Source organism: Virgibacillus chiguensis, assembly GCF_900129865.1.
GTDB classification, from domain to species: Bacteria; Bacillota; Bacilli; order Bacillales; family Amphibacillaceae; genus Virgibacillus; species Virgibacillus chiguensis.
Map to the genome: position 1 here is coordinate 80860 of NZ_FQXD01000006.1, position 23563 is coordinate 104422.

At 36.6% G+C, this 23563-nt stretch carries 21 protein-coding genes, 1 other RNA gene and 1 riboswitch; of the genes, 7 read left to right on the plus strand and 15 right to left on the minus strand.

The annotated features are described in order from the left end of the window. Nucleotides 1-90: 90 nt before the first annotated feature. The 3 genes from BUB45_RS08625 to BUB45_RS08635 all read left to right on the plus strand — a co-directional run bounded on the left by BUB45_RS08625 (nt 91) and on the right by BUB45_RS08635 (nt 3864). Complete coding sequence (locus BUB45_RS08625; RefSeq protein WP_244527695.1) at nt 91-993, plus strand: sensor histidine kinase; 903 nt, start codon at nt 91-93, stop codon at nt 991-993. Nucleotides 994-1121: 128 nt separating this feature from the next. Further along, nucleotides 1122-1889 (plus strand): ABC transporter ATP-binding protein, encoded by a 768-nt coding sequence (locus tag BUB45_RS08630; protein ID WP_073007436.1) that lies wholly within the window; start codon nt 1122-1124, stop codon nt 1887-1889. Next, on the plus strand, nt 1876-3864 hold the full coding sequence (locus tag BUB45_RS08635) for an FtsX-like permease family protein (protein WP_084723582.1): 1989 nt from the start codon (nt 1876-1878) through the stop codon (nt 3862-3864). Before BUB45_RS08630 ends, BUB45_RS08635 begins: the two co-directional genes overlap by 14 nt. Nucleotides 3865-4310: 446 nt before the next feature. Here the strand turns inward: BUB45_RS08635 and ssrA are convergent. From ssrA to secG, 5 genes are all read right to left on the minus strand, one after another. Next, nucleotides 4311-4674, minus strand: a transfer-messenger RNA (tmRNA) gene (gene ssrA / locus BUB45_RS08640). Nucleotides 4675-4781: 107 nt separating this feature from the next. After that, on the minus strand, nt 4782-5246 hold the full coding sequence (smpB, locus tag BUB45_RS08645; protein WP_073007438.1) for an SsrA-binding protein SmpB: 465 nt from the start codon (nt 5244-5246) through the stop codon (nt 4782-4784). 265 nt (nt 5247-5511) lie between these two features. Continuing rightward, nucleotides 5512-7680, minus strand: coding sequence for a ribonuclease R (gene rnr, locus BUB45_RS08650; protein WP_073007441.1), 2169 nt, complete (start codon nt 7678-7680; stop codon nt 5512-5514). 51 nt (nt 7681-7731) lie between these two features. Beyond that, nucleotides 7732-8478 carry an alpha/beta hydrolase gene (locus tag BUB45_RS08655; RefSeq protein ID WP_073007443.1) on the minus strand — a complete coding sequence of 249 codons (747 nt, stop codon included), beginning with the start codon at nt 8476-8478 and terminating at the stop codon, nt 7732-7734. Nucleotides 8479-9133: 655 nt separating this feature from the next. Next, nucleotides 9134-9367 carry a preprotein translocase subunit SecG gene (gene secG / locus BUB45_RS08660; protein WP_073007446.1) on the minus strand — a complete coding sequence of 78 codons (234 nt, stop codon included), beginning with the start codon at nt 9365-9367 and terminating at the stop codon, nt 9134-9136. A 195-nt stretch (nt 9368-9562) separates the two neighbouring features. Here secG and BUB45_RS08665 point away from each other — a divergent pair, with 195 nt between their 5' ends. Further along, nucleotides 9563-10477, plus strand: a complete 915-nt coding sequence (locus tag BUB45_RS08665) for an alpha/beta fold hydrolase (protein ID WP_073007448.1) — start codon at nt 9563-9565, stop codon at nt 10475-10477. A gap of 4 nt (nt 10478-10481) precedes the next feature. Here BUB45_RS08665 and BUB45_RS20165 read toward each other — a convergent pair whose 3' ends face one another. Continuing rightward, the gene (locus tag BUB45_RS20165) at nt 10482-10742 is read right to left on the minus strand and encodes a hypothetical protein (RefSeq protein WP_073007466.1); all 261 of its coding nucleotides are present in this window, start codon (nt 10740-10742) and stop codon (nt 10482-10484) included. Here BUB45_RS20165 and ptsP point away from each other — a divergent pair. Then, the gene (gene ptsP, locus BUB45_RS08675; RefSeq protein ID WP_073007818.1) at nt 10732-12444 is read left to right on the plus strand and encodes a phosphoenolpyruvate--protein phosphotransferase; all 1713 of its coding nucleotides are present in this window, start codon (nt 10732-10734) and stop codon (nt 12442-12444) included. The genes BUB45_RS20165 and ptsP overlap by 11 nt on opposite strands. Before the next feature lie 385 nt (nt 12445-12829). Here ptsP and BUB45_RS08680 read toward each other — a convergent pair whose 3' ends face one another. From BUB45_RS08680 to BUB45_RS08700, 5 genes are all read right to left on the minus strand, one after another. Next, nucleotides 12830-13609 carry a TatD family hydrolase gene (locus BUB45_RS08680; RefSeq protein ID WP_073007468.1) on the minus strand — a complete coding sequence of 260 codons (780 nt, stop codon included), beginning with the start codon at nt 13607-13609 and terminating at the stop codon, nt 12830-12832. Between the two features lie 2 nt (nt 13610-13611). Then, a complete protein-coding gene (locus tag BUB45_RS08685; RefSeq protein WP_073007471.1) occupies nt 13612-14346 on the minus strand; it encodes an ABC transporter ATP-binding protein in 735 nt (244 codons plus the stop codon). A 44-nt stretch (nt 14347-14390) separates the two neighbouring features. Further along, nucleotides 14391-15155, minus strand: a complete 765-nt coding sequence (locus BUB45_RS08690) for an ABC transporter permease (RefSeq protein ID WP_073007473.1) — start codon at nt 15153-15155, stop codon at nt 14391-14393. Further along, entirely contained in the window at nt 15155-15445 is a 291-nt protein-coding gene (locus tag BUB45_RS08695) for a thiamine-binding protein (protein ID WP_073007476.1), read from the minus strand. The genes BUB45_RS08690 and BUB45_RS08695 overlap by 1 nt, the downstream gene beginning before the upstream one ends. Nucleotides 15446-15541: 96 nt before the next feature. Then, complete coding sequence (locus BUB45_RS08700; RefSeq protein WP_073007479.1) at nt 15542-16543, minus strand: ABC transporter substrate-binding protein; 1002 nt, start codon at nt 16541-16543, stop codon at nt 15542-15544. A 251-nt stretch (nt 16544-16794) separates the two neighbouring features. Then, nucleotides 16795-16904: riboswitch (TPP riboswitch) on the minus strand. Between the two features lie 312 nt (nt 16905-17216). On the opposite strand from BUB45_RS08700, the gene BUB45_RS08705 reads away from it, so the two are divergent. Both BUB45_RS08705 and BUB45_RS08710 read left to right on the plus strand, forming a co-directional pair. Further along, nucleotides 17217-17420 (plus strand): helix-turn-helix transcriptional regulator, encoded by a 204-nt coding sequence (locus BUB45_RS08705; protein WP_073007481.1) that lies wholly within the window; start codon nt 17217-17219, stop codon nt 17418-17420. Next, entirely contained in the window at nt 17421-17717 is a 297-nt protein-coding gene (locus BUB45_RS08710) for a hypothetical protein (protein ID WP_073007482.1), read from the plus strand. 767 nt (nt 17718-18484) lie between these two features. On the opposite strand, the gene eno is transcribed toward BUB45_RS08710, so the two are convergent. Genes eno through BUB45_RS08730 form a run of 4 tightly spaced genes read right to left on the minus strand, consistent with a single transcriptional unit; the run spans nt 18485 to nt 23303 of the window. After that, nucleotides 18485-19771: a phosphopyruvate hydratase gene (gene eno, locus BUB45_RS08715; RefSeq protein WP_073007485.1), complete on the minus strand. Its 1287-nt coding sequence runs from the start codon at nt 19769-19771 to the stop codon at nt 18485-18487. Nucleotides 19772-19808: 37 nt separating this feature from the next. Next, on the minus strand, nt 19809-21347 hold the full coding sequence (gene gpmI / locus BUB45_RS08720) for a 2,3-bisphosphoglycerate-independent phosphoglycerate mutase (protein WP_073007488.1): 1539 nt from the start codon (nt 21345-21347) through the stop codon (nt 19809-19811). Then, nucleotides 21344-22102, minus strand: coding sequence for a triose-phosphate isomerase (gene tpiA / locus BUB45_RS08725; RefSeq protein ID WP_073007490.1), 759 nt, complete (start codon nt 22100-22102; stop codon nt 21344-21346). The genes gpmI and tpiA overlap by 4 nt, the downstream gene beginning before the upstream one ends. Nucleotides 22103-22121: 19 nt before the next feature. Continuing rightward, a complete protein-coding gene (locus BUB45_RS08730) occupies nt 22122-23303 on the minus strand; it encodes a phosphoglycerate kinase (protein WP_073007493.1) in 1182 nt (393 codons plus the stop codon). Between the last annotated feature and the right edge of the window lie 260 nt (nt 23304-23563).

Here is a 23563-nt window from a genome sequence, read left to right on the forward strand (position 1 = left end):
TCCCATGAAAAATTACCATTTTTATTAATAAATGTTGTATTGTTTGGTTTGTTTAGTATCATTCTTTGGAAGATCCATATATCTTTTGAAATGATTTTAATAGTTGGATTAGCTTGGTTCGTCCCTTTAATTATTGCCTATCTTTTAGAGTATGGAAAAAAGCGAAGATATTATCAACATTTGATTGATTATCAGGAGTCGCTTGATAAAAAATATTTACTTCCAGAAATATTGGAACGACCCACTTTTTTAGAAGGAGCAATTGTACAGGATGCTATAGAAATCGCCTATAAGCAGATGCATGAACATATCAATATATACAAACGGGAGCAAAAAGATTATCAAGAATATATTGAAACATGGGTTCATGAAATTAAAACGCCTCTCTCCTCAGCAAAATTAATTTTGAACAACCGTGATATAGATTATGGAGTAATACAAGAATTAGACAGGACAGAACAATTCATAGAGCAAGTACTTTATTTCGCAAGAAGTAACAATGTCTCAGAGGATTATCTTATTAGCAAATTCTCACTTAGAGAAGTTGTTACTAGAGTAGCCAAAAAAAATGCCAAAGATTTCATTTACAAAAAGATCAAATTATATCTTGGGGAGCTCAATGAAATGGTCTATAGTGATAAGAAGTGGGTGGAATTTATTTTAAATCAGATTGTAGTCAATGCTATCCAATACAGTAAAAAGGCTAGTAGCGAAATACAAATAACTTCAACTCCTTATGATAACAAGGTCGTGTTACAAATTAAAGATAATGGAATTGGAATTAAAAAGAAAGATCTACCAAGAGTTTTTGACAAAGGTTTTACAGGAGAAACTGGTAGGACATATAGTAAGTCAACTGGATTAGGGTTATATTTATGCAAACGGTTGGCTGATAAGCTAAATCTAGGAATAAGTATAGAATCAAAACAAAATATTCATACAACTGTTTTTCTTGTTTTCCCAATGAATAAATCACTTTTAATGGAACCGTAATAGTACGGTTCCATTTTTAAATGGTTAAACTTACAAAAACGTAACTTTCATAACACTTAATGCAATATGAAAGAATAACATGAAGGGTTATACTGAAACTAATTCATTAAACTTGGAGGAGAAAATATATGCAAAATATACTACAGGTCGACCATATAGAAAAATATTTTGGAAATAAGGGAAATATAACAAAGGCCCTTAATGACATTTCCTTTAAGGTAGATAAGGGAGAATTCGTGGGAATAATGGGACCATCCGGAAGTGGTAAAACAACGTTACTTAACTGCATCTCAACTATTGATACAGTTACAACTGGTCATATTACCATCAACGGAAAAGATATTACTACCTTAAAGAGGAGGAATCTGGAAAAATTCCGTCGTGATGAACTAGGATTTATTTTTCAAGATTTTAATCTATTGGATACACTTACTGCTTACGAAAACATTGCCCTAGCATTATCTATACAAGGAGAAAAGCCATCTAAAATTCAATCTAATTTACAAGAGATCGCCGAAAAATTGGAAATAAGTTCTGTCTTAGATAAATTTCCTTATGAAATGTCAGGTGGGCAAGAACAACGTGTTGCCTCTGCTCGTGCTATTGTTGCCAATCCTTCCCTAGTATTAGCAGATGAGCCCACAGGGGCACTTGACTCTAAGTCTTCTAGATTATTATTAGAATCATTTGAAAAACTGAACAAAGAACTTTCAACTACAATTTTAATGGTTACGCATGATGCTTTTACTGCCAGTTACTCTAATCGAATTCTGTTTATCAAAGACGGGAAAATTTTCAATGAACTTATAAAGGGGAATGATTCAAGAAAAGCGTTCTTTAATCGTATCATAGAAGTCATAACCCTTCTAGGAGGCGATGCAAATGATGTATTCTAAATTATCCTTACGAAACGTTAAACGGAGCTTTAAAGACTATGCTATTTACTTTTTAACCATTACATTCGCTGTTAGCCTTTTTTATAGTTTTAATTCTTTGACCGCACAACAGGCAATGCTAAAACTGTCCAATAGTCAAGAAGATATGGTACAAGATTTAATATATACCATTGGAATTATTTCTATTTTCATTTCCACCGTACTAGCGTTTCTAATTATTTTTGCGAACAGTTTTTTAGTCAAACGTCGTAAAAAAGAATTAGGAATGTATATGACGCTTGGGATGAGTAAGTTCAACATTTCCAAAATCCTTGTAATGGAAACCTTTTTTATTGGGCTTGTTTCTTTACTAGTTGGTCTAGGCTTAGGAACCATTTTATCACAAGGATTGTCCTTATTAACCGCTGCACTTTTTCAAGTAGACATACAAGAGTATACTTTTGTATTTTCTACAACGGCAATGTTAAAAACTATTCTGTATTTTGGGATTATCTTCCTAATAGTTATGCTTTTCAATGTAATCATGATAAATCGTTACAAGCTGATCGATCTTTTTATAGCAAATAAAAAAAATCAGCAAGTAAAACTGAAGCGAACATCCACTGCTATAGGTGTTTTTGTATTATCTTTACTTTTGATTGGCAGTGCATACTTCCTTATGTTGAAATATGGTTTATTTAAGAGCATGAATTTACTCTGGACCAGTGTTGGTCTAGGATCAATCGGTACATTTCTTTTCTTCTTTTCATTATCAGGATTCTTGCTGAATATAGCGAAAAAAAACGAGAAATTATATTACAAGAACATCAATATATTTCTATTAAGACAAATAAATAGTAAAGTGAACTCTACGTTCATTTCAATGACCATTATTTGTTTAATGTTATTCTTTACAATAGGAGTACTCTCGACAGGATTTAGTTTGAAAAATAGTTTGGAAAAAGATCTAACAGTAACTACTCCTTACGATTCCACGCTCTCTTTCTTTAAATATGAAGAAAGTGTTGAAAATCTTGAAAAGAAACTTGAGGAATTAAATGTTAAACAATATGGGGACAACATTACATTTAAAGAATACTATTCAGATGAATCAATTTCCTCGTATTTAAAAGGATATACAGACAAACAAGCAGAGTCTGTTTTAGAAGGCAAAGCATCTGCTCCGTTAACATTAATAAAACGCTCTTCTTATGAAGGCTTAGCCCGATTACAAGGAAAAGACCCTGTAAACTTGGAACAAAACGAAGTACTCATTCTAACCAACCAAAAAGATATGAAAAAAACGATGAAGCGATTTGTAGATAACAATAAAAGTATTAAAATAAATCATAAAGAATATCCACTATCAGGATTTCAATTCATGTCTGTTAGAACAGATAAATCAGCTAAAGACACTATGATTGTAGCATTGCCAGATCAAGCAGTATCAGAAATGGAACCATCCAGAATTTCGCTAAATATACAGTATGAGGGAGAAGCAAACAAAGCAGACCAAGAACTGTATAACTTAATCGAAACGTATAACAAAAACGCTGATAAAAACACGTATTTATTGGGAATGACTAAAACTTTAGTATATGAAGATGCTACAGGTACCTCTACAATGATAGTGTATATAGGAATATACTTAGGAATTATATTTCTAATTTCTAGTGCTGCAATCTTAGCATTACAACAGCTGTCCGAGGCTAGCGATAATAAGGTACGATATGACCTGCTAAAAAAGATAGGCGTAACACAAAAGGAAGTAAATCAATCCATTTTCAAACAAATATTCATTTATTTCATGATGCCACTTTCTCTAGCTATCATTCACTCAATTTTTGGTATAAAGGTAGTGAATAGAGCCATTATGTCTGCTGGAGAATCAAATGTATTCTTCCCTTCCCTTCTTACTGCTGGAGTTATTATAGTAGTGTATGGAGGATACTTTTTAGCAACATATTCTGGATATAAATCAATTCTAAAGAAGTAAATTATAAATTTCCGAGAACTCATCAATGATTAAACCAATCACATACCAGCTAAATTCAGTTTTAATTGTTGTAGATGATTAGTGGAGTCTTCTTTTAAATCCCATACTTCTACTCGGTTAGCTTTTATCCACAATAAATTCTATGATAAGATAATATTGCACTCTTTCCCTCTCCTTTACCTTTTTTTGTCAGCAACACAAGGTTATCAAAAGAGAGAGGAATGAGTGTATTTTTTTGCTTCTTTCTGCGCATTGGCACAATAAGGAGTGCCACCACATTCCTAGAGCCCTATATATAGCCATTTGTACCCAAGTACAGAAAAAGAAGCCGTACTCCAATGGAAGACGACTTCGAACCAGCTAAAATATTTAAATTTAAATAAAAGTCTTACCACAATTCTTACCACGCTGTTTTTAACACTATCACACCAATACTTGTATGTATTTGGTGGAGACGGTGGGAATCGAACCCACGTCCAGAGATATCGCCACTCAGGTTTCTACACGCTTAGTCAGTATATTATCATTCGCTTACTCTACAGCCTACTGACAGGCTTTCGAGCAGCTAGTCTGATTCATTTCAACTATCATCCTCAGACGGTGAATGATAGTATAGCCCGCTTCATTTGAGACCCTTCAAATCTGCCACACGGGCGATAGCAGGAAGGATCGCTTAGCAGTGCTTAGGCAGCTGCTAAAGCAGTGTTATTGTTTGTTTTGCCAGTTATTATTAGGCATAACGTTTTACGAGTCGTAACCTCGACGTGCAACCTGAGCTCAATCTATCCCTGTCGAATCCGTAACGTCCCCATAAAAAGGATGCGCTATGGAAGATTGAGCAACTATTCTTTTTTTGTCCATTAGTTATTATAACATTTGTAGAAAAAAAGTCAACTACCACGAGTCTTATCTATTTATTAACGCATATGATCTTTGATAGCTCGATCCACGTCTCGTTTCATTTGCTTTCTTTTCAAATCTTCACGCTTGTCGTATTTCTTTTTACCTTTTCCTAACCCTAACAGTACCTTTGCATAACCATTTTTAATGTAAATTTTCAATGGCACAAGTGCATACCCTTGCTGTTGGGTTAAACCAATTAATTTATCAATTTCTTTACGGTGTAAAAGCAGCTTTCTTGTACGAGTTGGATCGTGATTAAATCGATTCCCCTGTGCATATTCTGCAATATGCAAATTAATTAATTTTACTTCACCACGATCAATTCGCGCATGCGCATCCTTAATATTTACCCTTCCAGCACGAATCGACTTAATCTCTGTGCCTTGCAGAACAACCCCTGCTTCATACGTATCTTCTATAAAATAGTCATGAGATGCTCTTTTATTTGTTGCAATTACTTTTCCTTGTCCTTTTGGCATCGGTACTTCCTCCTACTTCTTACATGCACCTTATTCTACCAAAATACGAGCCATATTCCAATAAATACATGTATATTATTCTGATGAATTGTATATCTATATGAACCATACAAAACAAAATCTAAAAGCTAAACGATGTAAAACTTGGCTTATAGTCAAATCTTTCTGACGTAAGCTATAATTTTTCTTATACTATAAGTCTTAAAACTCTGAACCATCCTATAGTTTCACAAAACCGCCATCCATATAGAACAGCGGCTGTAAATTATTTCTTTATTCGTTTCGCTTTAATTTTTTTCTTTGGTTTCGTTTCTTCATCGTATACAATGGAAAAATCAACCGTGCGTTCATCAATGTTAACACTTGCTACTTTTACTTGCACTTCTTCTCCAATGCGGTACACTTTAGCTGTTCTTTCTCCAATCATTGCTTGACTCCGCTGATCATAATGATAATAATCATCCGTTAAATAACTAACATGTACCAAGCCTTCTACTGTATTCTCTAGTTCCACAAATAAACCAAAATTCGTAATGGAACTAATTACCCCAGTATATTCTTCACCAATTTTATCCTGCATAAATTCTGCCTTCTTCAAGTCATCTGTTTCTCGTTCAGCGTCGACCGCTCGCCTTTCAGCAGCAGAAGTTTGTCTAGCGATTTCTGGAAGTTCGTCTTTCCACTTCTGCAATGTTCGCTGATCCATCTTTTTATCAATTAGATAAGTACGAATCAAGCGGTGTACCATTAGATCTGGATAACGACGAATTGGAGAAGTAAAATGTGTATAAAAAGATGTCGCTAAACCGAAATGCCCAATACTTTGTGGGTCATATTTTGCTTGTTGCATCGACCGAAGCATTAATTTCGAAACGATCATTTCTTCTGGCTTTCCTTTTACCTCTTCCAACACCTTTTGAAGCGCTTGTGGATGAATTTCATTATTCATACCTTTGACCACGTAACCAAGACCCGCTAAAAATTCAAAAAACGTTTGTAATTTATCAGGATCTGGGTCTTGGTGAATACGATGAATAAACGGCACGTCCATCCAATGGAAATGCTCTGCTACCGTTTCATTTGCCGCTAACATAAATTCTTCTATCAGTCGCTCTGCAACAGAACGCTCTCGTAACACAACATCCTGTGGCTTTCCATTTTCATCTACTACTACTTTTGCTTCTTTGAAGTCAAAATCAATCGCACCTCGATTCATTCGCTTTCTTCGCAAAATAGCAGCTAATGCTTCCATATTTTCAAACATAGGTATAAGATCTTGATATCGTTCTTGTAAAGAACTATCTTTTTCTACCAAGATTTGATTCACATCATGATAGGTCATCCGCTCGTTTGTTCGAATAACGCTTGGGAAAATTTCATGTTTTACAACGTTGCCAGAAGTATCTATTTCCATTTCGCAACCCAATGTCAATCTATCCACTTTAGGGTTCAGTGAGCAAATTCCGTTAGATAAACGGTGTGGAATCATCGGAATGACGCGATCAACTAAGTAAACACTAGTACCTCTTTCAAAGGCTTCTTCATCCATAGGGCTACCTTGATCAATATAATGGCTCACATCAGCAATATATACTCCGAGAAGATAGTTACCATTGTCTAATTGCTTTACAGATACAGCATCATCTAAATCTTTTGCATCTGCACCGTCAATGGTTACAATGGTTTCCTCACGAAGATCCTTGCGTCCTTCCATTTCCTCTTTCGTAATCGTTTCAGGTATATTAGCTGCTTGCTCTAACACTTTTTCAGGAAAGTCTACTTTAATGCCATGCTTATGAATAATGGACATAATATCAATGCCAGGGTCATTTTTATGTCCTAAAATATGAATAATTTCCCCTTCCGCACTTTTCCTTCCTTCTGGATATTTCGTAATATGCGCAATTACTTTATGTCCGCTAACAGCACCATTCGTACTATCCTTAGGGATAAAAATATCATTAGGAATACGCTTATCATCTGCAATAACAAAGCCAAACGAACGATTATTTTCAAATGTACCGACAACTTGTAATGTCGCTCTTTCTAAAATCCGAATGACAGTTCCTTCCGAGCGATTTCCAGAATCACTTCTTTTCTCAATACGGACAAGCACTTTATCCCCGTTCATAGCAGAGCCAAGATCAGAATAATGGATATAAACATCATCGCGTGATTCATCATCTGGGATTAAAAAAGCAAACCCTTTGGCATGCATTTGAATTCTACCACGGACAAGGTTCATCTTTTCAGGTAATCCAAATCTGTTTTTTCTTGTTCGTACGAGCTCCCCAGATTCCTCTAACGCATTTAATGCTTTGATGAGCTCTTTAAATTCTGTTGCATCTTCAATCTCTAGCGCTTCTTCTATTTCATGGACTGTTAAAGGCTTTGTACCATTTTCTTTAAAATATTGTTGAATTTTTTCTTTCATTGTTTCTTCACCCTCTTTCTATTTATTATTCTCATTTGACTGTTATTATAATCATTGTTCCCAGTTTAAAGTTTCGAGAAACTGATAAATATCCTCAAAAACTTGCTCTTTTTCTTTTCCCATTGTAATAACGTGTCCTGACTCTTCATACCACTTGATCGTTTTATGCTCTGCTTCTACATTTTCATAAATATAGTTTGCACTGTCCGTATTAATCATTTGATCCTTTCTAGCTTGAACGACCATTGTTGGCGTATAAATCGTATCTACTTCATTTTTCACTTCAGTAATAAATGCACCTAATTGTTTAAATAGCGGTTTAGAATTTGTTAATAACGTATCTAATTCTTGTTCTATCACATGATCATCTTTACGTTCCAGCTGTTTATATTCTTTGGCAAATAGTCGAAACCCTTTTGTTAATTGCGTTTCATTATCAAAAAACATAGGTGAACACATTGGAATAACAGCCTTTGTTTGTTCTGTGTATGCTAATTTCAAGCCTAGTACCCCACCTAATGATAAGCCAGAAACAGCAATTTCTCTATACCCCAAATCTTTTAAATGCTGGTATGCTTCTAACACATCCTCCCACCACTCGTCTGGTGTCGATTGAATTAAGTCTTCAGGCGGTAACCCATGCCCTCTGTAGATAGGTGCATGACTAGTATACCCGCGTTTTTCTAAATATCGCCCTAACATACGGACGTCTGCAGAATGTCCAGTAAATCCATGTAATAATAATACGGCGCGTGGCCCTGCTTCAAAAGTAAAGGGTTGAGGTTGTTTTATTTTCATGATTGATAACTCCTTTTCCTGCTTTATTACAATTACCTATTTTCGTTTATTGTAAACTCCTTATTGAAACAAGTTACCCCTTTTTAGTAACCTTGCAGTTTAATATACTATTTCATCAACGAGAACTGCATATTTTATTTTAATCAAATTAGAACCCTTTTAACAAAACTTCTGCCTTTTATTAGAAAAAATTGGCTTGCCGCCAAGTCTCATAGCGGAAGCCTTATACTATAATTAATAATAATTTTTATGCTTCCCTATAGTGGAACAAAGGTGCAAGGTTAGCAACATAGCGAGTGGAACAAATCAACCGAGATAAAGGAATCACCTTGGGTGACAAACCGATGATAACTCAGCTTAGGGAGATTCGTGAAGTTGCCTAGTTGCTGAGCGCTTGAACTAGACGTGGTTACTCGGTTAATTCTTCATTCTATACTTTCTTACTTTTCAGTAAAACTCGACTATCGCCAGCGTCTTTATGACGATAGGAAGACTTCATTTTTCTGAAAAACACAAGAAACCAGCATGGTTCGCATTTCGAACCACCATCTATTATGAAAACAATAAATTTCGCAACATGAGCCATAAGACTTTCTAATAATAGAATAAAACCCTTACCTGCCAGGTTAGAAGCGGTAAGGGTCTAAAATATCATTTATTGTAATACATAGGCACTTAAAAATGCTAATACAAAGAAAATGACCGCTGTGACAATTGTTCCTCGATGTAATACAAGATCAATTCCCCTTGCCTTCTGTTTACCGAACAACTGCTCAGCACCTCCAGAAATAGCACCTGATAAACCTTCACTTTTTCCAGATTGTAGCAGAACTAATATAATCATTATAAGTCCGTCAATAACTAACAATACATTAACTATTCCAAGCATAACTCATTATACCTCCTGTAACAGATAAGCAAGCACGTCGTACACTTTTTCCGAATTTACAAGTATGCTTTTAGAGCATACGTAGACTTACGTATAACTTTAGCACAGTTATAGGAAATATAGCAAGCCTTTTTAAGTAGACGAAAAAGAAATCTACAATTATGATAGGAAATAAGAAATGGAGGCTGATGTCTTATGAAACAGCAAACTTTTTGGTACCAAACTGATGATCATACAAACGTATTTATAAAAAAATGGGAGCCCGCTTTTCCTGCGAAAGGGGTTATTCAAATTGCTCATGGCATGATGGAGCATATAGAAAGATATCATGATTTTGCTACTTATTTAACGTCTCAAGGGTTTATCGTTTATGGAAATGATCATAGAGGACACGGAAAAACTGGTGAAAAACAAGGCATGCTTGGTTATTTCGCTGAAACAGATGGCTTTTACAAAGCGGTTCATGATCTGCGCCAAGTATCGGAACTTATTCAGACTGCTCACCCATCATTACCTTTATTCTTATTCGGACATAGCATGGGATCTTTTTTTGTCCGTTCTTATATCCAGTCTTATAGTAATTCCATTTCTGGAGCTATTCTTTCTGGAACTGGATATTATCCTACAACTCAATTAATAGCCGGTCAACGTCTAGCATCTCTCCTTCCGCCGAAAGAAAAAGCCGTTTGGATGAATAAGCTTGTCTTTGGTTCGTTTAATAAAAAAGTAGGTCACGCTCCTACTGGATTTGAATGGTTAACGCGGTCAACAGAAGCAATTGAGGAGTATATCAAAGATCCGTACACTGGATTTATTCCAACCGGACAATTTTTTTACGATTTATTTACCGGTTTGCGAAGTATTCATAACCCGAACAGTTATCTACAAATACGACGCGATCTACCAGTACTATTGATTAGCGGCGATCATGATCCAGTTGGAAATTACGCAAAAGGTGTTTGGAAGACAGCTGAATTTTATACCAATTGCGGTTTAACTCAGATTGTAACAATGCTGTTTGCTAACGCGAGACATGAGCTAATTCATGAATGGAATAAACAGGAAGTATATGAAGTGATTATGCAGTGGACGAAGAAAGCGATTGCTTAAAACGTTATTTATAAAAGTTTTGCTCATGAACACTTTTATAGCCTTTAAACTTACTTTGTTTACACTCCTGAACATTGTCATGTATCTTAATTAGACTGGATAAAAATACATGATGTGGAAATAATACACATAATTCACCACTTTTTGCGCTTGTTTTCGACAAAGTTTTTAAAATCTCTTTTAATTGCTTGTACGTTCCTACACAAGCAGTTAAAATAGATATGATTGATACAAAGAAAGGTTGGAAAATGATTATGGCTAACATTCAAGGAATTGCTGCATCTTCAGGTATCGCTATTGCCAAAGCATACCTATTAGAAACTCCAGACTTATCATTTGAAAAAATCACGACAGCTACCCCACACGTGGAAATAGAACGACTTGACAAAGCACTTGAGATTTCCAAGCAAGAATTAGAGCAAATTAAAGCTCATACGAAAGAAAATATTGGTGATGAACATGCGGAAATTTTTTCTGCTCATTTGTTAGTACTTAGTGACCCTGAATTGATTAATCCTATGAAGAATAAAATGAATGAAGAAAATGTAAACGCAGAAGCTGCGCTAGATGAAGTTGCTACCATGTTTATCGACATGTTCAAAAATATGGACAATGATTATATGCGAGAAAGAGCAGCAGATATATATGATGTAACGAAACGTGTTAAAGCCCATCTATTAGGGGTCACTTTCCCAGACCCTGCATTGATTGATGAAGAAGTAATTGTAATCGCAAAAGACTTAACACCATCCGATACTGCGCAATTAAACAGAGATTTCGTTAAAGGTTTTGCGACAGATATTGGTGGCCGTACATCGCACTCAGCTATTATGGCAAGATCGCTTGAGATCCCAGCAGTTGTTGGTACAAAAGAAGTGACAAACACCATCCAAAAAGATGATTTAATTATCGTTGATGGTAATGAAGGGGTTGTAATTGTTAACCCAACGGAAGAAATAGTCGCAACTTATGAGAAAAAGCAAGAAGAATTTGCCAAGCAAAAACAAGAATGGGCAAAACTAAAAAACGAACCTACATTAGCTGCTGATGGCGAACAAGTAGAACTAGCTGCAAATATTGGTACACCAGATGACGTACTAGGCGTTTTAGACAATGGCGGGGAAGGTGTCGGCTTATACCGTACAGAGTTTTTATATATGGGTAAGAGTCAGCTCCCAACAGAAGAAGAACAGTTCACGGCATATAAATCCGTGCTTGAGCAAATGGAAGGAAAACCTGTTGTTGTTCGTACTTTAGATATTGGTGGGGACAAAGAGTTAAATTACTTAGATCTTCCTAAAGAATTAAATCCATTTCTAGGTTTCCGTGCTATTCGTTTTTGCCTAGATAATGAGCATGTGTTCCGACCACAATTACGTGCATTACTACGGGCTAGTGTTTATGGAAATCTAAAAATTATGTTCCCAATGATCGCTACGTTGGAAGAGTTTCGCCAAGCAAAAGCCATTCTAATGGATGAAAAAGAGGCTCTTTTAAAAGAAGGAAAAGAAGTATCTGATCATATTGAAATAGGGATCATGGTAGAAATCCCTTCAACTGCGGTTATTGCAAAACAATTTGCAAAAGAGGTAGACTTCTTCAGTATCGGTACAAACGACCTGATCCAATATACGATGGCCGCAGACCGAATGAACGAACAAGTTTCCTACTTATACCAACCATACCACCCAGCCATTTTAAATTTGGTAAACAATGTTATTGAAGCTGCTCACAGTGAAGATAAATGGGTAGGCATGTGTGGAGAAATGGCAGGAGATGCTATTGCGATTCCTATTCTACTCGGTCTTGGTTTAGATGAATTCAGTATGAGCGCTACATCTATTTTACCTGCACGTACACAAATACGTGACCTAGATAAAGGAAAGTTAGCATCCTATAAGGACGAACTTCTTTCTATGAGCACTGCTGAAGAAGTGGTCCAATTTATTAAAGAAAAAACAGAATAAGTTAGATAAAACCGCAGGACGCTTTCGTTTTGCGGTTTTATACTACTATTTTAATATGTCTTTTGTCATCGTACAATTGCATATGCGTTTTCGTTTTTCTTCATTCCCTCTCCCTGCAGGTCTACAGTAGTATACAGGGTTAACTTAAGAAACACTATTCGCATCTTGTATTATTCATGCTAACAGCCTACGTAGTACTTTTCATCCGCTCTTCTCCCCTAAGTGAAGAAAATTTTTTAGTAGGACCGATGTTATTACATTTTCCCCCCTCATTCTAGTTGCTTATAACTAACGACTATTCCTTTACGTTGGGAATTAGGAAGATATTTTATGTGATCTAAGATCTTATTAGTCTGTTTTTCTCATTCAAGAAAAATTGTTTTGTTTAAAACAGCGAGAAAAAATAACTTGCATTCGCGTATAATTGCTTATATACAACTTCTAATGGTGCTGCTTTCAGTTGTGACATTTTATGTACTGCTCGATGAATCATAGTCGGTTCTGTCATTTCGCCTGCGAACGGCCCTTCAAAAGGCCACGGCCCATCTGTTTCCACCATCATATGCGTTAAGGGGTACCTTCGTACAAGCTGTTGGATCTCTTTTTCATAGCAAACATCTGGCGTAATCGATATTAAATATTCATTTTCTATCATCCGTTCTACGGTCCGTTTACTGCCTTTGAACCAATGAAAATGTGCTTTTTGAATAGAATGCTTCTCTAATAGATCACATACGACATCTGCATCTTCATAAACGGCATGCAAACTAATTGGTAGGTCAAGTCGCTTGGCTAGCTTTATAAATGCCTCTAGGACTTTGATATAAGCTTCTAATTTTAACTCTGGATCTTCTTGCCGTTTATAATATGGTAAACCAACCTCACCAATAGCGACTGCTTCATAATGGTGCTTTTCGATATACAGCAACAAATCTGCCAGATCTTCCTCTGTTGGAAGAGTTTGCTCAGGATGAAAACCAAACGCAGGCTTCACCCTTTCAAATTGTTTGTGTAAATCAAGATTCATTTTACAAGATGGTAAGTCATAGGACACGCTAACCATTGCTTCTAGTTTCGTTCGCTCTGTTTGCTGGAGGATTTGTTGTCGTTCCTTTTGTTTATACATGTCTAGATGGATATGTGCATCGATAATAGCTACATTCATGCTTACTCCCTCAATTCATAATAAAGCTGTTTTTTATAATCTAAAAAAGATTTGCTTAACACAAGTTCCTCTTCACGTGGTCTCTCAAAGGGGATAACAAGCTCCCTTTGAATCCTTGCTGGTTTATTTGACAATACAAGAATTCGATCGGATAAAAATAATGCTTCTTCAATATTATGGGTAACAAACAAAACGGATCTTCGATGTTTTTCCCATATAGATAGTAACCACTTTTGCATTTCCGCTCTCGTAAATTCATCCAAAGCAGAAAAAGGTTCATCTAAACAAATCATCGATTGTGGACTCTTCATACTACGAAGAAAAGAAACACGCTGTTTCATGCCTCCTGACAATTCATGCGGGTATGCTTGCTCGTAACCTTGTAACCCAGCTTTGGCAATCATTTCCCGTGCTTCTTCTTCATCTGTCTTGCCAAGAACAATTTCTTCCCCAAGCAAAACATTTTGTAAAACCGTTCGCCATGGAAAAAGCGAAGCGTTCTGTGGCATATAGCTAATATTTCCACGTAATCCCGAAATATCCTGTCCATTTAAATAAATAGCACCTGTATCTGGAGCGGTAATGCCACCAATTATATTAAATAATGTACTCTTCCCGCTCCCTGATGGACCTAATATAGACACAAACTCACCATCTTGAACCGAAAAAGAAAGTTGCTGTAACACTTGCTGATTACCAAACGATTTACTTACATTTTGTACGTCTAATTTCCCCATTTCATTCTCCTTCTTCCATATCGCAATGAAAAACTATAGCGTTATTATTCATCTTCTTGAGCAGGCGCTTTTACCACTTTTCGTTCTACAAAAGAAAGCAGTCCAAAAAACAGTAAACTTAACGTGACAATAAACAAAATCGCAACAAATACGCGATCCGTTCGAAACGATGAGGAAGCAAGTGTCATATAATAACCAATTCCCTCACTCGCACCAAGCCATTCGGAAATAACTGCCCCCATTACACTATAAGTAGCTGCGATTTTCAAGCCACTGAATAGGGATGGTAAGGCATGTGGCCATTCTAATTTGAAGAAGATTTGCCGTTTATTGGCACCAGCCATTAGCATATAATGATGTAATTCACGACTTGTTTGTCGAAACCCACCCAAAGTAGCTATCGTGATTGGAAAAAAACAGACGAGTGTAATCACAATTAATTTAGGTAATATGCCAAAGCCGAACCAAACAACGAGTAATGGAGCTAAAATAATGATTGGAATATTTTGTGAAATTATTAATAATGGATAGATCGCCTCTCGTAAAACTGGCACTAAATGTAAACAAATAGCAACTAGGATTCCAACACTACTGCCAATAACAAATCCTATCACAGATAGTTGAATGGTTGCCCAGAGATGATGATTGTAATCGCTCCAGCCAATGATGGTTTCTTGCCCAATAGATGTAGGGGGAGGCAAGATCCATTCCGGAACCTCAAATAGCTTACTTGCTGTCTCCCAAATGATAATCAAAAGGATGAGGACCAAAGCTGGCCGCCATCCTCTTCTCAATACATTCCTATCCATTACCGATATTTCTCCGTTAACGTATCCATCGAAGCCCCTGATGGCTGGAAAAATATCTTCACTTGCGAAATAACGCTTGGACAACCTAATTCTTCCATCCGCTGGTTCATTTTCTCCACAATCTCAAGCAAGTTGGATAATTCCCCTTCCATCGTCGTTTCCAAAGGGCTTACATGATAAGGAACCCCAGAAGCATCAATAATTGCAATCGCTTCATCTACATAAGGAATTACATCTTCCCCGTTTTTCGTTTTTGGTATAATTTGTACACTTACAAGTGCATTAGCCATGACGTCTCCTCCGTTACTTCTGTTTTGAATCTAAGTGTTCGCCACAAAATAATGTGACGTTTGCTCATTTATTGTTTAACGAATCCTTGCTCTTGCTTAGTTGTTTGGTAAAAATTCATTCGTAAACGCTTTTTCACTGTCAAGAGGCTTATCCAGTAAATCATTGTCATACATCCAGGTCGAATAATTTTCCCATACTTCTAGTTTTTGTTCGCCCCATCTAGCTGCATCATCTTGATACTTATCCGCTAACCATTTTTGACTTGCCTTTACTAAGTCTGCGTCCAAATCAGGCTCGGCTTGAATTAAAATCTCGGCCGCTTCATCAGGGTTTTCAATTGCTAGTTCATACCCTTTTGTTACAGCAGCTAAAAATTGCTTAATCGTATCTGGGTCTTCTTCTATCATCGTTTCATTGGTTGCCAATACTGGCGTATAGTAATCTAATTTTTCCGTATAATCAGTAAGATAAACCATATTGATCTCTTCATTTCGAAGTTCCGCTTCAATGCCTGTCCAACCATAAAATATCCAAGCAAAATCAATATCACGTTCTACCGCAGTAAAGAAATCGGTATCGCCCATATTAACAATGTCCACTTTCTCAACGTCAGCATCATCTTGCTTCATCAACGAGCTAATTACTGCTTTTTCAAGGGGGGCACCCCAGCCGCCATACGTTTTTCCTTCGAAGTCTTTAGGCTCGGTAATATCTTTTTCCTTTGGCGAGGCAAATCCAGACGTATTATGCTGAATAACTGCTGCAATTGATACAATAGGGATATCTTGTACTCTTGCTTCCGTAATCCCTTCTTGGTAACTTACACCAAAATCAGCCTTACCAGAAGCCACTAATTGATCAGCACCTGCTTCTCCTGGCATCTTAATATCAACATCCAATCCTTGCTCTTCAAAGTAGCCTTTTTCCTTCGCTACATAGAGTCCTGTATGATTCGTATTTGGCGTCCAATCAAGCACTACAGAAACTTTTTTTCGTGCTTTATCTGCTGATTTTTCTTCTTTACCTTGCTCACTGTCATTTGCATTGCATGCTGTTAGTAAAACAATGAGCAAACTAAGCATAATAAATTTTTTCAATCTGTCTCCTCCTCCAGTATAACTACAGCTATGTAAGGTGCAGAGAATAAGGAAAACTTTATTTCACGATCGACTTAGCTTTCCCCTTCATTGATGGATAAATGACCTGATTGGGAAGTCTAGCAACAATCCATTCTGTCTTAGATTTGTTGTTGATATTGGATGTTTATCATTTTGAAAAGCACGCATGAGTTTAAAAAAAGCCTTAGGCGATTACGTACACCTAGGGCTTTTTCCACATGCAAATGATACTTTCTTATCGACATGTTCCCTACGCTGGTTTTACCCAGATCAGGTTCTAAGAGTCCGTATCTTAAGGATACAATCTCAACCAGCAACACTGGTCCCCCTACAACGCTTGTATGCTATTATATAGTTGTCTTTCCATAAGTAACTATGCCATATTTGAAGGGATTTAGCAAGTTTTAATAGGTCTTTTTGTGCAAGGAAATAGCATTAACTATGTCTTGTTTCCAAATGTTTTTTATTAAACATATCCAATAACTGTAACAAATTATAAATACATAAACTTCGGAAAATGAATGTTTATTGAATAAAAAACTTGACATAAAGAATATAATATTTTACATTATGAACATAATACTTTACTAAGTAATATTTTTAATATATCTTTAAGTCCCTTTAATAATTACGACTAAAGAAGGTGGTCATCATGCTTAGCAATAGAATAGCAGTATGTAGGGCAGAAAAGAAATGGACACAACAAAGACTAGCTGAAGAAGTAGGTATAAGCCGCCAAACAGTTACAGCTATGGAAAATAAAAAGTATAACCCTTCACTCATTTTAGCATTTAAAGTATCAAAAGCTTTAGGTAAACCAATTACAGAAGTTTTTAATTACAAGGAGGAAATTTAAATGTCTACAACCTTAGTGATGATTTTTTTAGTAATTATTATTGTTTCAGAACTTTACAAATCAAACTTTGAAAAATCAGTTGAATCGAGAGATGAAAGAGGTCGACTTATTTTATTAAGAGTTAAGTCACTATCATATAACTTTTTAACTGGTGGAATTTTTCTAGGTATGTTCTTGACAGCTATTTTTAACATCATGGAGTTAGAATTTTTCCCTTTTTATGTCTTAGCGATATTTTTGTTACAAGGTGTTATATCATCCGTCTATTTAGCTATTATTAGGAAGAAAGAAATTTGAAAAGTAGATAGCACAACAAAGAACATGCTCTAAGCTGATTTCATTCTCGAGAAAAAACTAGCAACGTTTTTATACTTAAGCTAGATTTAGACAATACAATTACATATTAATGATGATAATTAAAGCTGCTCGACTACCTTTTTGTAATCGCTATCAAGAAGCTGTTCACATAAATCTTTCAGCTATTTCTTCATTACTATTTTTTTATTTACATACCTTTCTCGGTACTTTTTGCAAGATTATAATATTTACTAGCATTCAGGACTACCATAAATATTCTTTATTTGTTATTAGCTTTCTCGGTTTCTAAACGTCACCCTATACAATTACTACCTTTTTTACACCAATTTTTCATTTACGCTATTTCTCTATTCCCTCCATTATTTTCAGATAGGCTCCAGATCCTAAACAATATGAAATAGATGACTGCACTAATTAAAGCACAAACCATAATAAAGCCAAAAACCTTTATAGATGTTTGGCTGGCGCAGCCATACCTGACCTTCATGTAGTAACACAGCGGAAAGAAGGAAAAACTTGACTTACCAACAAGTCTATATAACGAAAATCATTGTATCTTTTTATACTATAGCCATAGAATCTTAAGCATTTTCTGAAAGCTAATTTGGGATAGCATGAAAAGCTTCCCAATCCTTCACTACACAGTAATACATAACCTCATCGTTTATCTTAAAGTTGCGGGTGAAAAGCCAATTAAAAACCTCCCTATTCGCTATTACACGAACAGGGAGGTCGTTAACTATTTGTTATTTATTCAAGTTGTAAAATGCTGTTTTTCCAGCATATTCGCCCATGCCAGCTAATTCATCTTCAATACGTAGTAATTGATTGTATTTAGCTACACGATCCGTACGTGATGGAGCACCTGTTTTAATTTGGCCAGCATTTGTTGCTACAGCAATGTCTGCAATGGTAGCATCTTCTGTTTCACCAGAACGGTGAGAGATAACAGCTGTGTAACCAGCGCGTTTTGCCATTTCGATAGCTTCAAATGTTTCCGTTAAAGTACCGATTTGGTTCACTTTAATAAGGATGGAGTTACCAATTCCTTGCTCAATACCTCTAGCTAATTTTTCTGTATTGGTTACGAACAAGTCATCTCCAACTAGTTGTACTTTTTTGCCTAGACGATCTGTTAGAAGTTTGAAACCATCCCAATCATTTTCATCTAAACCATCTTCAATAGAAACGATTGGATATTTACTAATCATATCTTCATACCAATCAACCATTTCTGCAGAAGTACGTACAACACCTTCGCCTTTTAAGTTGTATTTGCCATCTTCGTAAATTTCAGAAGCGGCTACGTCCATTGCTAATTTCACTTCTTCACCAGGCTTATAGCCAGCTGCTTCGATAGCTTCTACAATCGTTTGTAATGCTTCTTCGTTAGAGCCAAGGTTAGGTGCAAAACCACCTTCATCCCCTACAGAAGTGTTGTAACCTTTTGATTTCAATACATTTTTCAAGGAGTGGAAAATCTCTGCGCCCGTACGAAGTGCTTCTTGGAACGTTTCTGCTCCTACTGGCATAACCATAAATTCCTGAATATCTACGTTGTTGTCTGCATGTTCCCCACCATTTAAAATGTTCATCATTGGTGTCGGTAATGTTTTGGCATTGAATCCACCAAGATAGTTGTAAAGTGGTACTTCTAAATAGCTTGCTGCAGCGTGTGCAACAGCCATGGAAACACCTAGAATAGCATTTGCACCTAATTTTCCTTTATTATCAGTGCCATCTAAGTCAATCATTAGTGCATCGATAATATTTTGACGCGTTACATCTATTCCTAATAGTTCAGGCGCAATTACTTCATTCACATTTTGCACTGCTTTTAAGACACCTTTACCTAGATAGCGGCTTTTATCGCCATCGCGTAATTCTACTGCTTCATATTCTCCTGTAGAAGCTCCGCTAGGAACTAATGCAGAACCAAAAGCACCTGATTCTGTAAATACTTCTACTTCAACGGTTGGATTACCGCGAGAATCTAATACTTCGCGTGCGTAAACATCTGTAATATATGGCATTCAAATCGTCTCCTTTTTTTCAAAACGTTTGTTAGTTTTAGTATTTTATTAATGATTCGCCAGTCATTTCTTTTGGCTTTTCAATATCTAATAAATCAAGTAAGGTTGGGGCTAAGTCTGCTAAAATTCCGCCTTCACGTAAGCTGATCCCCTCTTTTGTAACGATAACAGGAACCGGATTCGTTGTATGAGCAGTCATTGGCTTTCCGTCTGGTGTAATGACTTCATCCGAATTACCGTGGTCGGCTGTAATAATAGCGTGTCCGCCAAGTTCAATAATTTTATCAACAATTTTTCCGAGGCACTCGTCAACGGTTTCGATAGCTTTAACAGTTGGCTCTAATTTTCCAGAGTGTCCTACCATATCTGGATTGGCGAAATTTAAAATAATCGCATTACGGTCACCAGTTTCGAGTTCTTCTAATAACGCGTCCGTCACTTCGTAAGCACTCATTTCTGGTTTTAAATCGTATGTCGCTACTTTTGGTGAATTAATTAAAATTCTTTTTTCACCTGGAAATTCCGCTTCACGTCCCCCACTCATGAAATACGTAACATGTGGGTATTTCTCCGTTTCAGCTATTCGCAATTGCTTCATATCATGCTGTGCTAAAACTTCACCAACTGTATTATCTAAATTAACCGGCTCATAGGCAACATAGCCGTTTACTGTTTCGCTAAAGTTCGTTAACATCACAAAGTCTAAGTTTTTCGGCACTTTGTCTCCACGGTCAAAGTCATGAAAATCTTCATTGGCAAATGTACGTGAGATTTGAATAGCGCGATCTGGACGGAAGTTGTAAAAGATAATGGAGTCTCCATCTTCCACAGTTCCAACTGGGTCACCAGCTTCATTCGTAATAACGGATGGAATGACGAACTCATCATAGATTTCACTAGCATAAGACTCTTCCACAACAGCGAGTGGATCCGTGTATTTCGGACCTTCTCCGTACACCATGGCGTCATATGCTTTTTTCACACGATCCCAACGCTTGTCCCGATCCATGGAATAATAACGTCCAGAAATCGTCGCAATTTGCCCAACTCCGTATTCTGCTATCTTATCTTGTGTTTGCTTAATATATGTTTTAGCAGTCTGTGGACCAACATCTCGTCCGTCTAAAAATGCATGGATATAAACTTTCTCTAGTTCTTGTTCTTTTGCAAGCTTCAAAAGCGCAAACAGGTGATTAATATGGCTGTGCACACCACCATCAGAAAGCAATCCAAAAATGTGCAGCGCCTTCCCATTTTTTTTCGCATGTTGCATCGATTTTATGAACGCTTCTTTTTCAAAGAATTCGCCTTCTTTAATCGATAAATTAACACGGGTCAAACTTTGATACACAATTCTCCCCGCACCAATATTCAAGTGGCCAACTTCAGAATTACCCATTTGCCCTTCTGGTAAACCGACAGCTTCACCACAAGCTGTTAGCTGATTATGGGCGTATTGATTCCAATAGCGGTCAAAATTAGGTTTGTTCGCATGTTTGACAGCATTCCCTTTTTCTTCGTCACGAATAGCGAAACCATCTAAGATGATTAATGCCGCTAGTTTGTTTTGTTTCATTTGGCACCTGCCTCCACTAATTGCAAGAATGATGCTGGTTCAAGGCTTGCTCCACCAACTAATGCACCATCAATATCGGATTGAGCCAGTAATTCATCAACATTTGCAGGTTTTACACTGCCACCATATTGAATAATGACTTTGCTTGCCGTTTCTTTAGAAGTAAGTTTTGCAACCACTTCACGAATATGCGTACAAACTTCATTTGCTTGTTCACTCGTTGCTGTTTTTCCTGTACCAATTGCCCAAATCGGCTCATAAGCAATAATTGTGTTAGCAACTTGTTCTTCGCTAAGTGCTTCTAGAGCTTTTGTAACTTGCATTTCGACATGATCCATTGTTTCGTTAGCTTCACGCTGTTCTAGTGTTTCACCAACACAAACAATTGGTGTTAGTTCGTGTTTAAATGCAGCATGCACTTTTTTATTCACTGTTTCATCTGTCTCGTTATAATATTCTCTACGCTCTGAATGCCCTAAAACAACATATGTTACACCTAAATCTGCGAGCATTTCAGGACTTACTTCGCCTGTAAATGCACCACTTTCTTCATAATGCATCGTTTGAGCAGCAACTGCTAACTTCGAACCTTTTGCTTTTTCCACAAGCTGAGCTAAGTAAGGAAATGGGGAACAAACGATAGCCTCCACCTTGTCTGATTGAGGTAGTTTTACTTTCACCTCATCGACAAACTGACTCGCTTCACTTGCTAGCTTGTTCATTTTCCAGTTTCCAGCAATTACTTTTTTGCGCATCGTCTCACCTCATACCAATTTATTTGTCAGTTAAAGCAGCTACACCTGGAAGAACTTTACCTTCCATAAATTCCAAAGAAGCTCCTCCACCAGTAGATACATGATCCATTTTATCACTTAGACCAAATTTTTCTACTGCAGCAGCTGAATCGCCACCACCGATTACTGTATAGCCTTCTGTTTTTGCTAATGCATTAGCAACTGCCTTTGTACCATCCGCGAAAGCTTCCATTTCGAAAACTCCCATTGGACCATTCCAAATAATTAATTTAGATTTAGCAACAATTTCAGCATACTTTTCTGATGTTTTAGGACCAATATCCAATGCTTCCCAATCCGCTGGAATTTGATCAATGTCCACTTCTTTTTTATTTGCATCTTCAGCAAATTTGTCAGCTACAACAGCGTCAACTGGAAGAACAAAATCTACGCCTTTGTCTTTAGCTTTTTGCATAAATTGCTTGGCTAGATCAATTTTGTCTTCTTCCAATAGGGAATTACCAATTTCATAACCTTGCGCTTTAATAAACGTATAAGCTAAGCCACCACCAATAATTAAATGGTCAACTTTTTCAAGTAAATGATCGATAACATCGATTTTATCTTTTACTTTCGCACCACCAATGATAGCTGTGAAAGGACGTTCTGGATTTTCTAATGCTTTACCTAAAACGGATAATTCTTTTTCCATTAAAAATCCTGCAGCAGCTGGAAGCTTTTCAGCTACACCAGTTGTGGAAGCGTGGGCACGATGAGCTGCGCCAAATGCGTCATTGACATACACATCTGCTAGATCAGCAAAGGCCTGAGACAATGCTTCGTCATTCTTTTCTTCGCCCGCTTCGAAACGAACGTTTTCAACTAAAATAATGTCGCCTTCGCTTACCTTAGAAATAGCCTCTTGCACTTCCTCACCATATACGGCATCTGTTTTAACTACTTCTTTCCCAATTAAATCACTTAGTCGTTTTGCTACAGGGTCGAGACGTAGTTCTTCTACGACCTTCCCTTTAGGACGACCAAGATGGCTTGCTAAAATGATAATTGCACCTTGATTGGATAAATATTCTATGGTAGGGAGAGCTGCTTTAATTCTTGTATCATCTGTTACCTCTCCATCCTTCATCGGTACATTAAAATCCACACGGCAAAAAACTTTTTTCCCTTTAACATCAAGGTCTTTTACTGACATTTTATTCATGTTCTTCTGCCTCCTAAATGTAGGATATGTAATTATCCCTTTATCGAATTGTTAGGTACAAAGAAATAGAACTATCCAAAAAATAAATTTCTACTTCATTCATTCTTCGTCTTAGCACACCAATCGCTTGTTTTCATTTAAGCTATCGCTAAAATGTCAAGCGTAGTTCTAACTTTTTCAGTTTCTTCATAAACTATACAAAGATCCCTTTCTCCGAAGACTACTAAACATTTTATATCTTTTCTTACAAGGAAAAACGG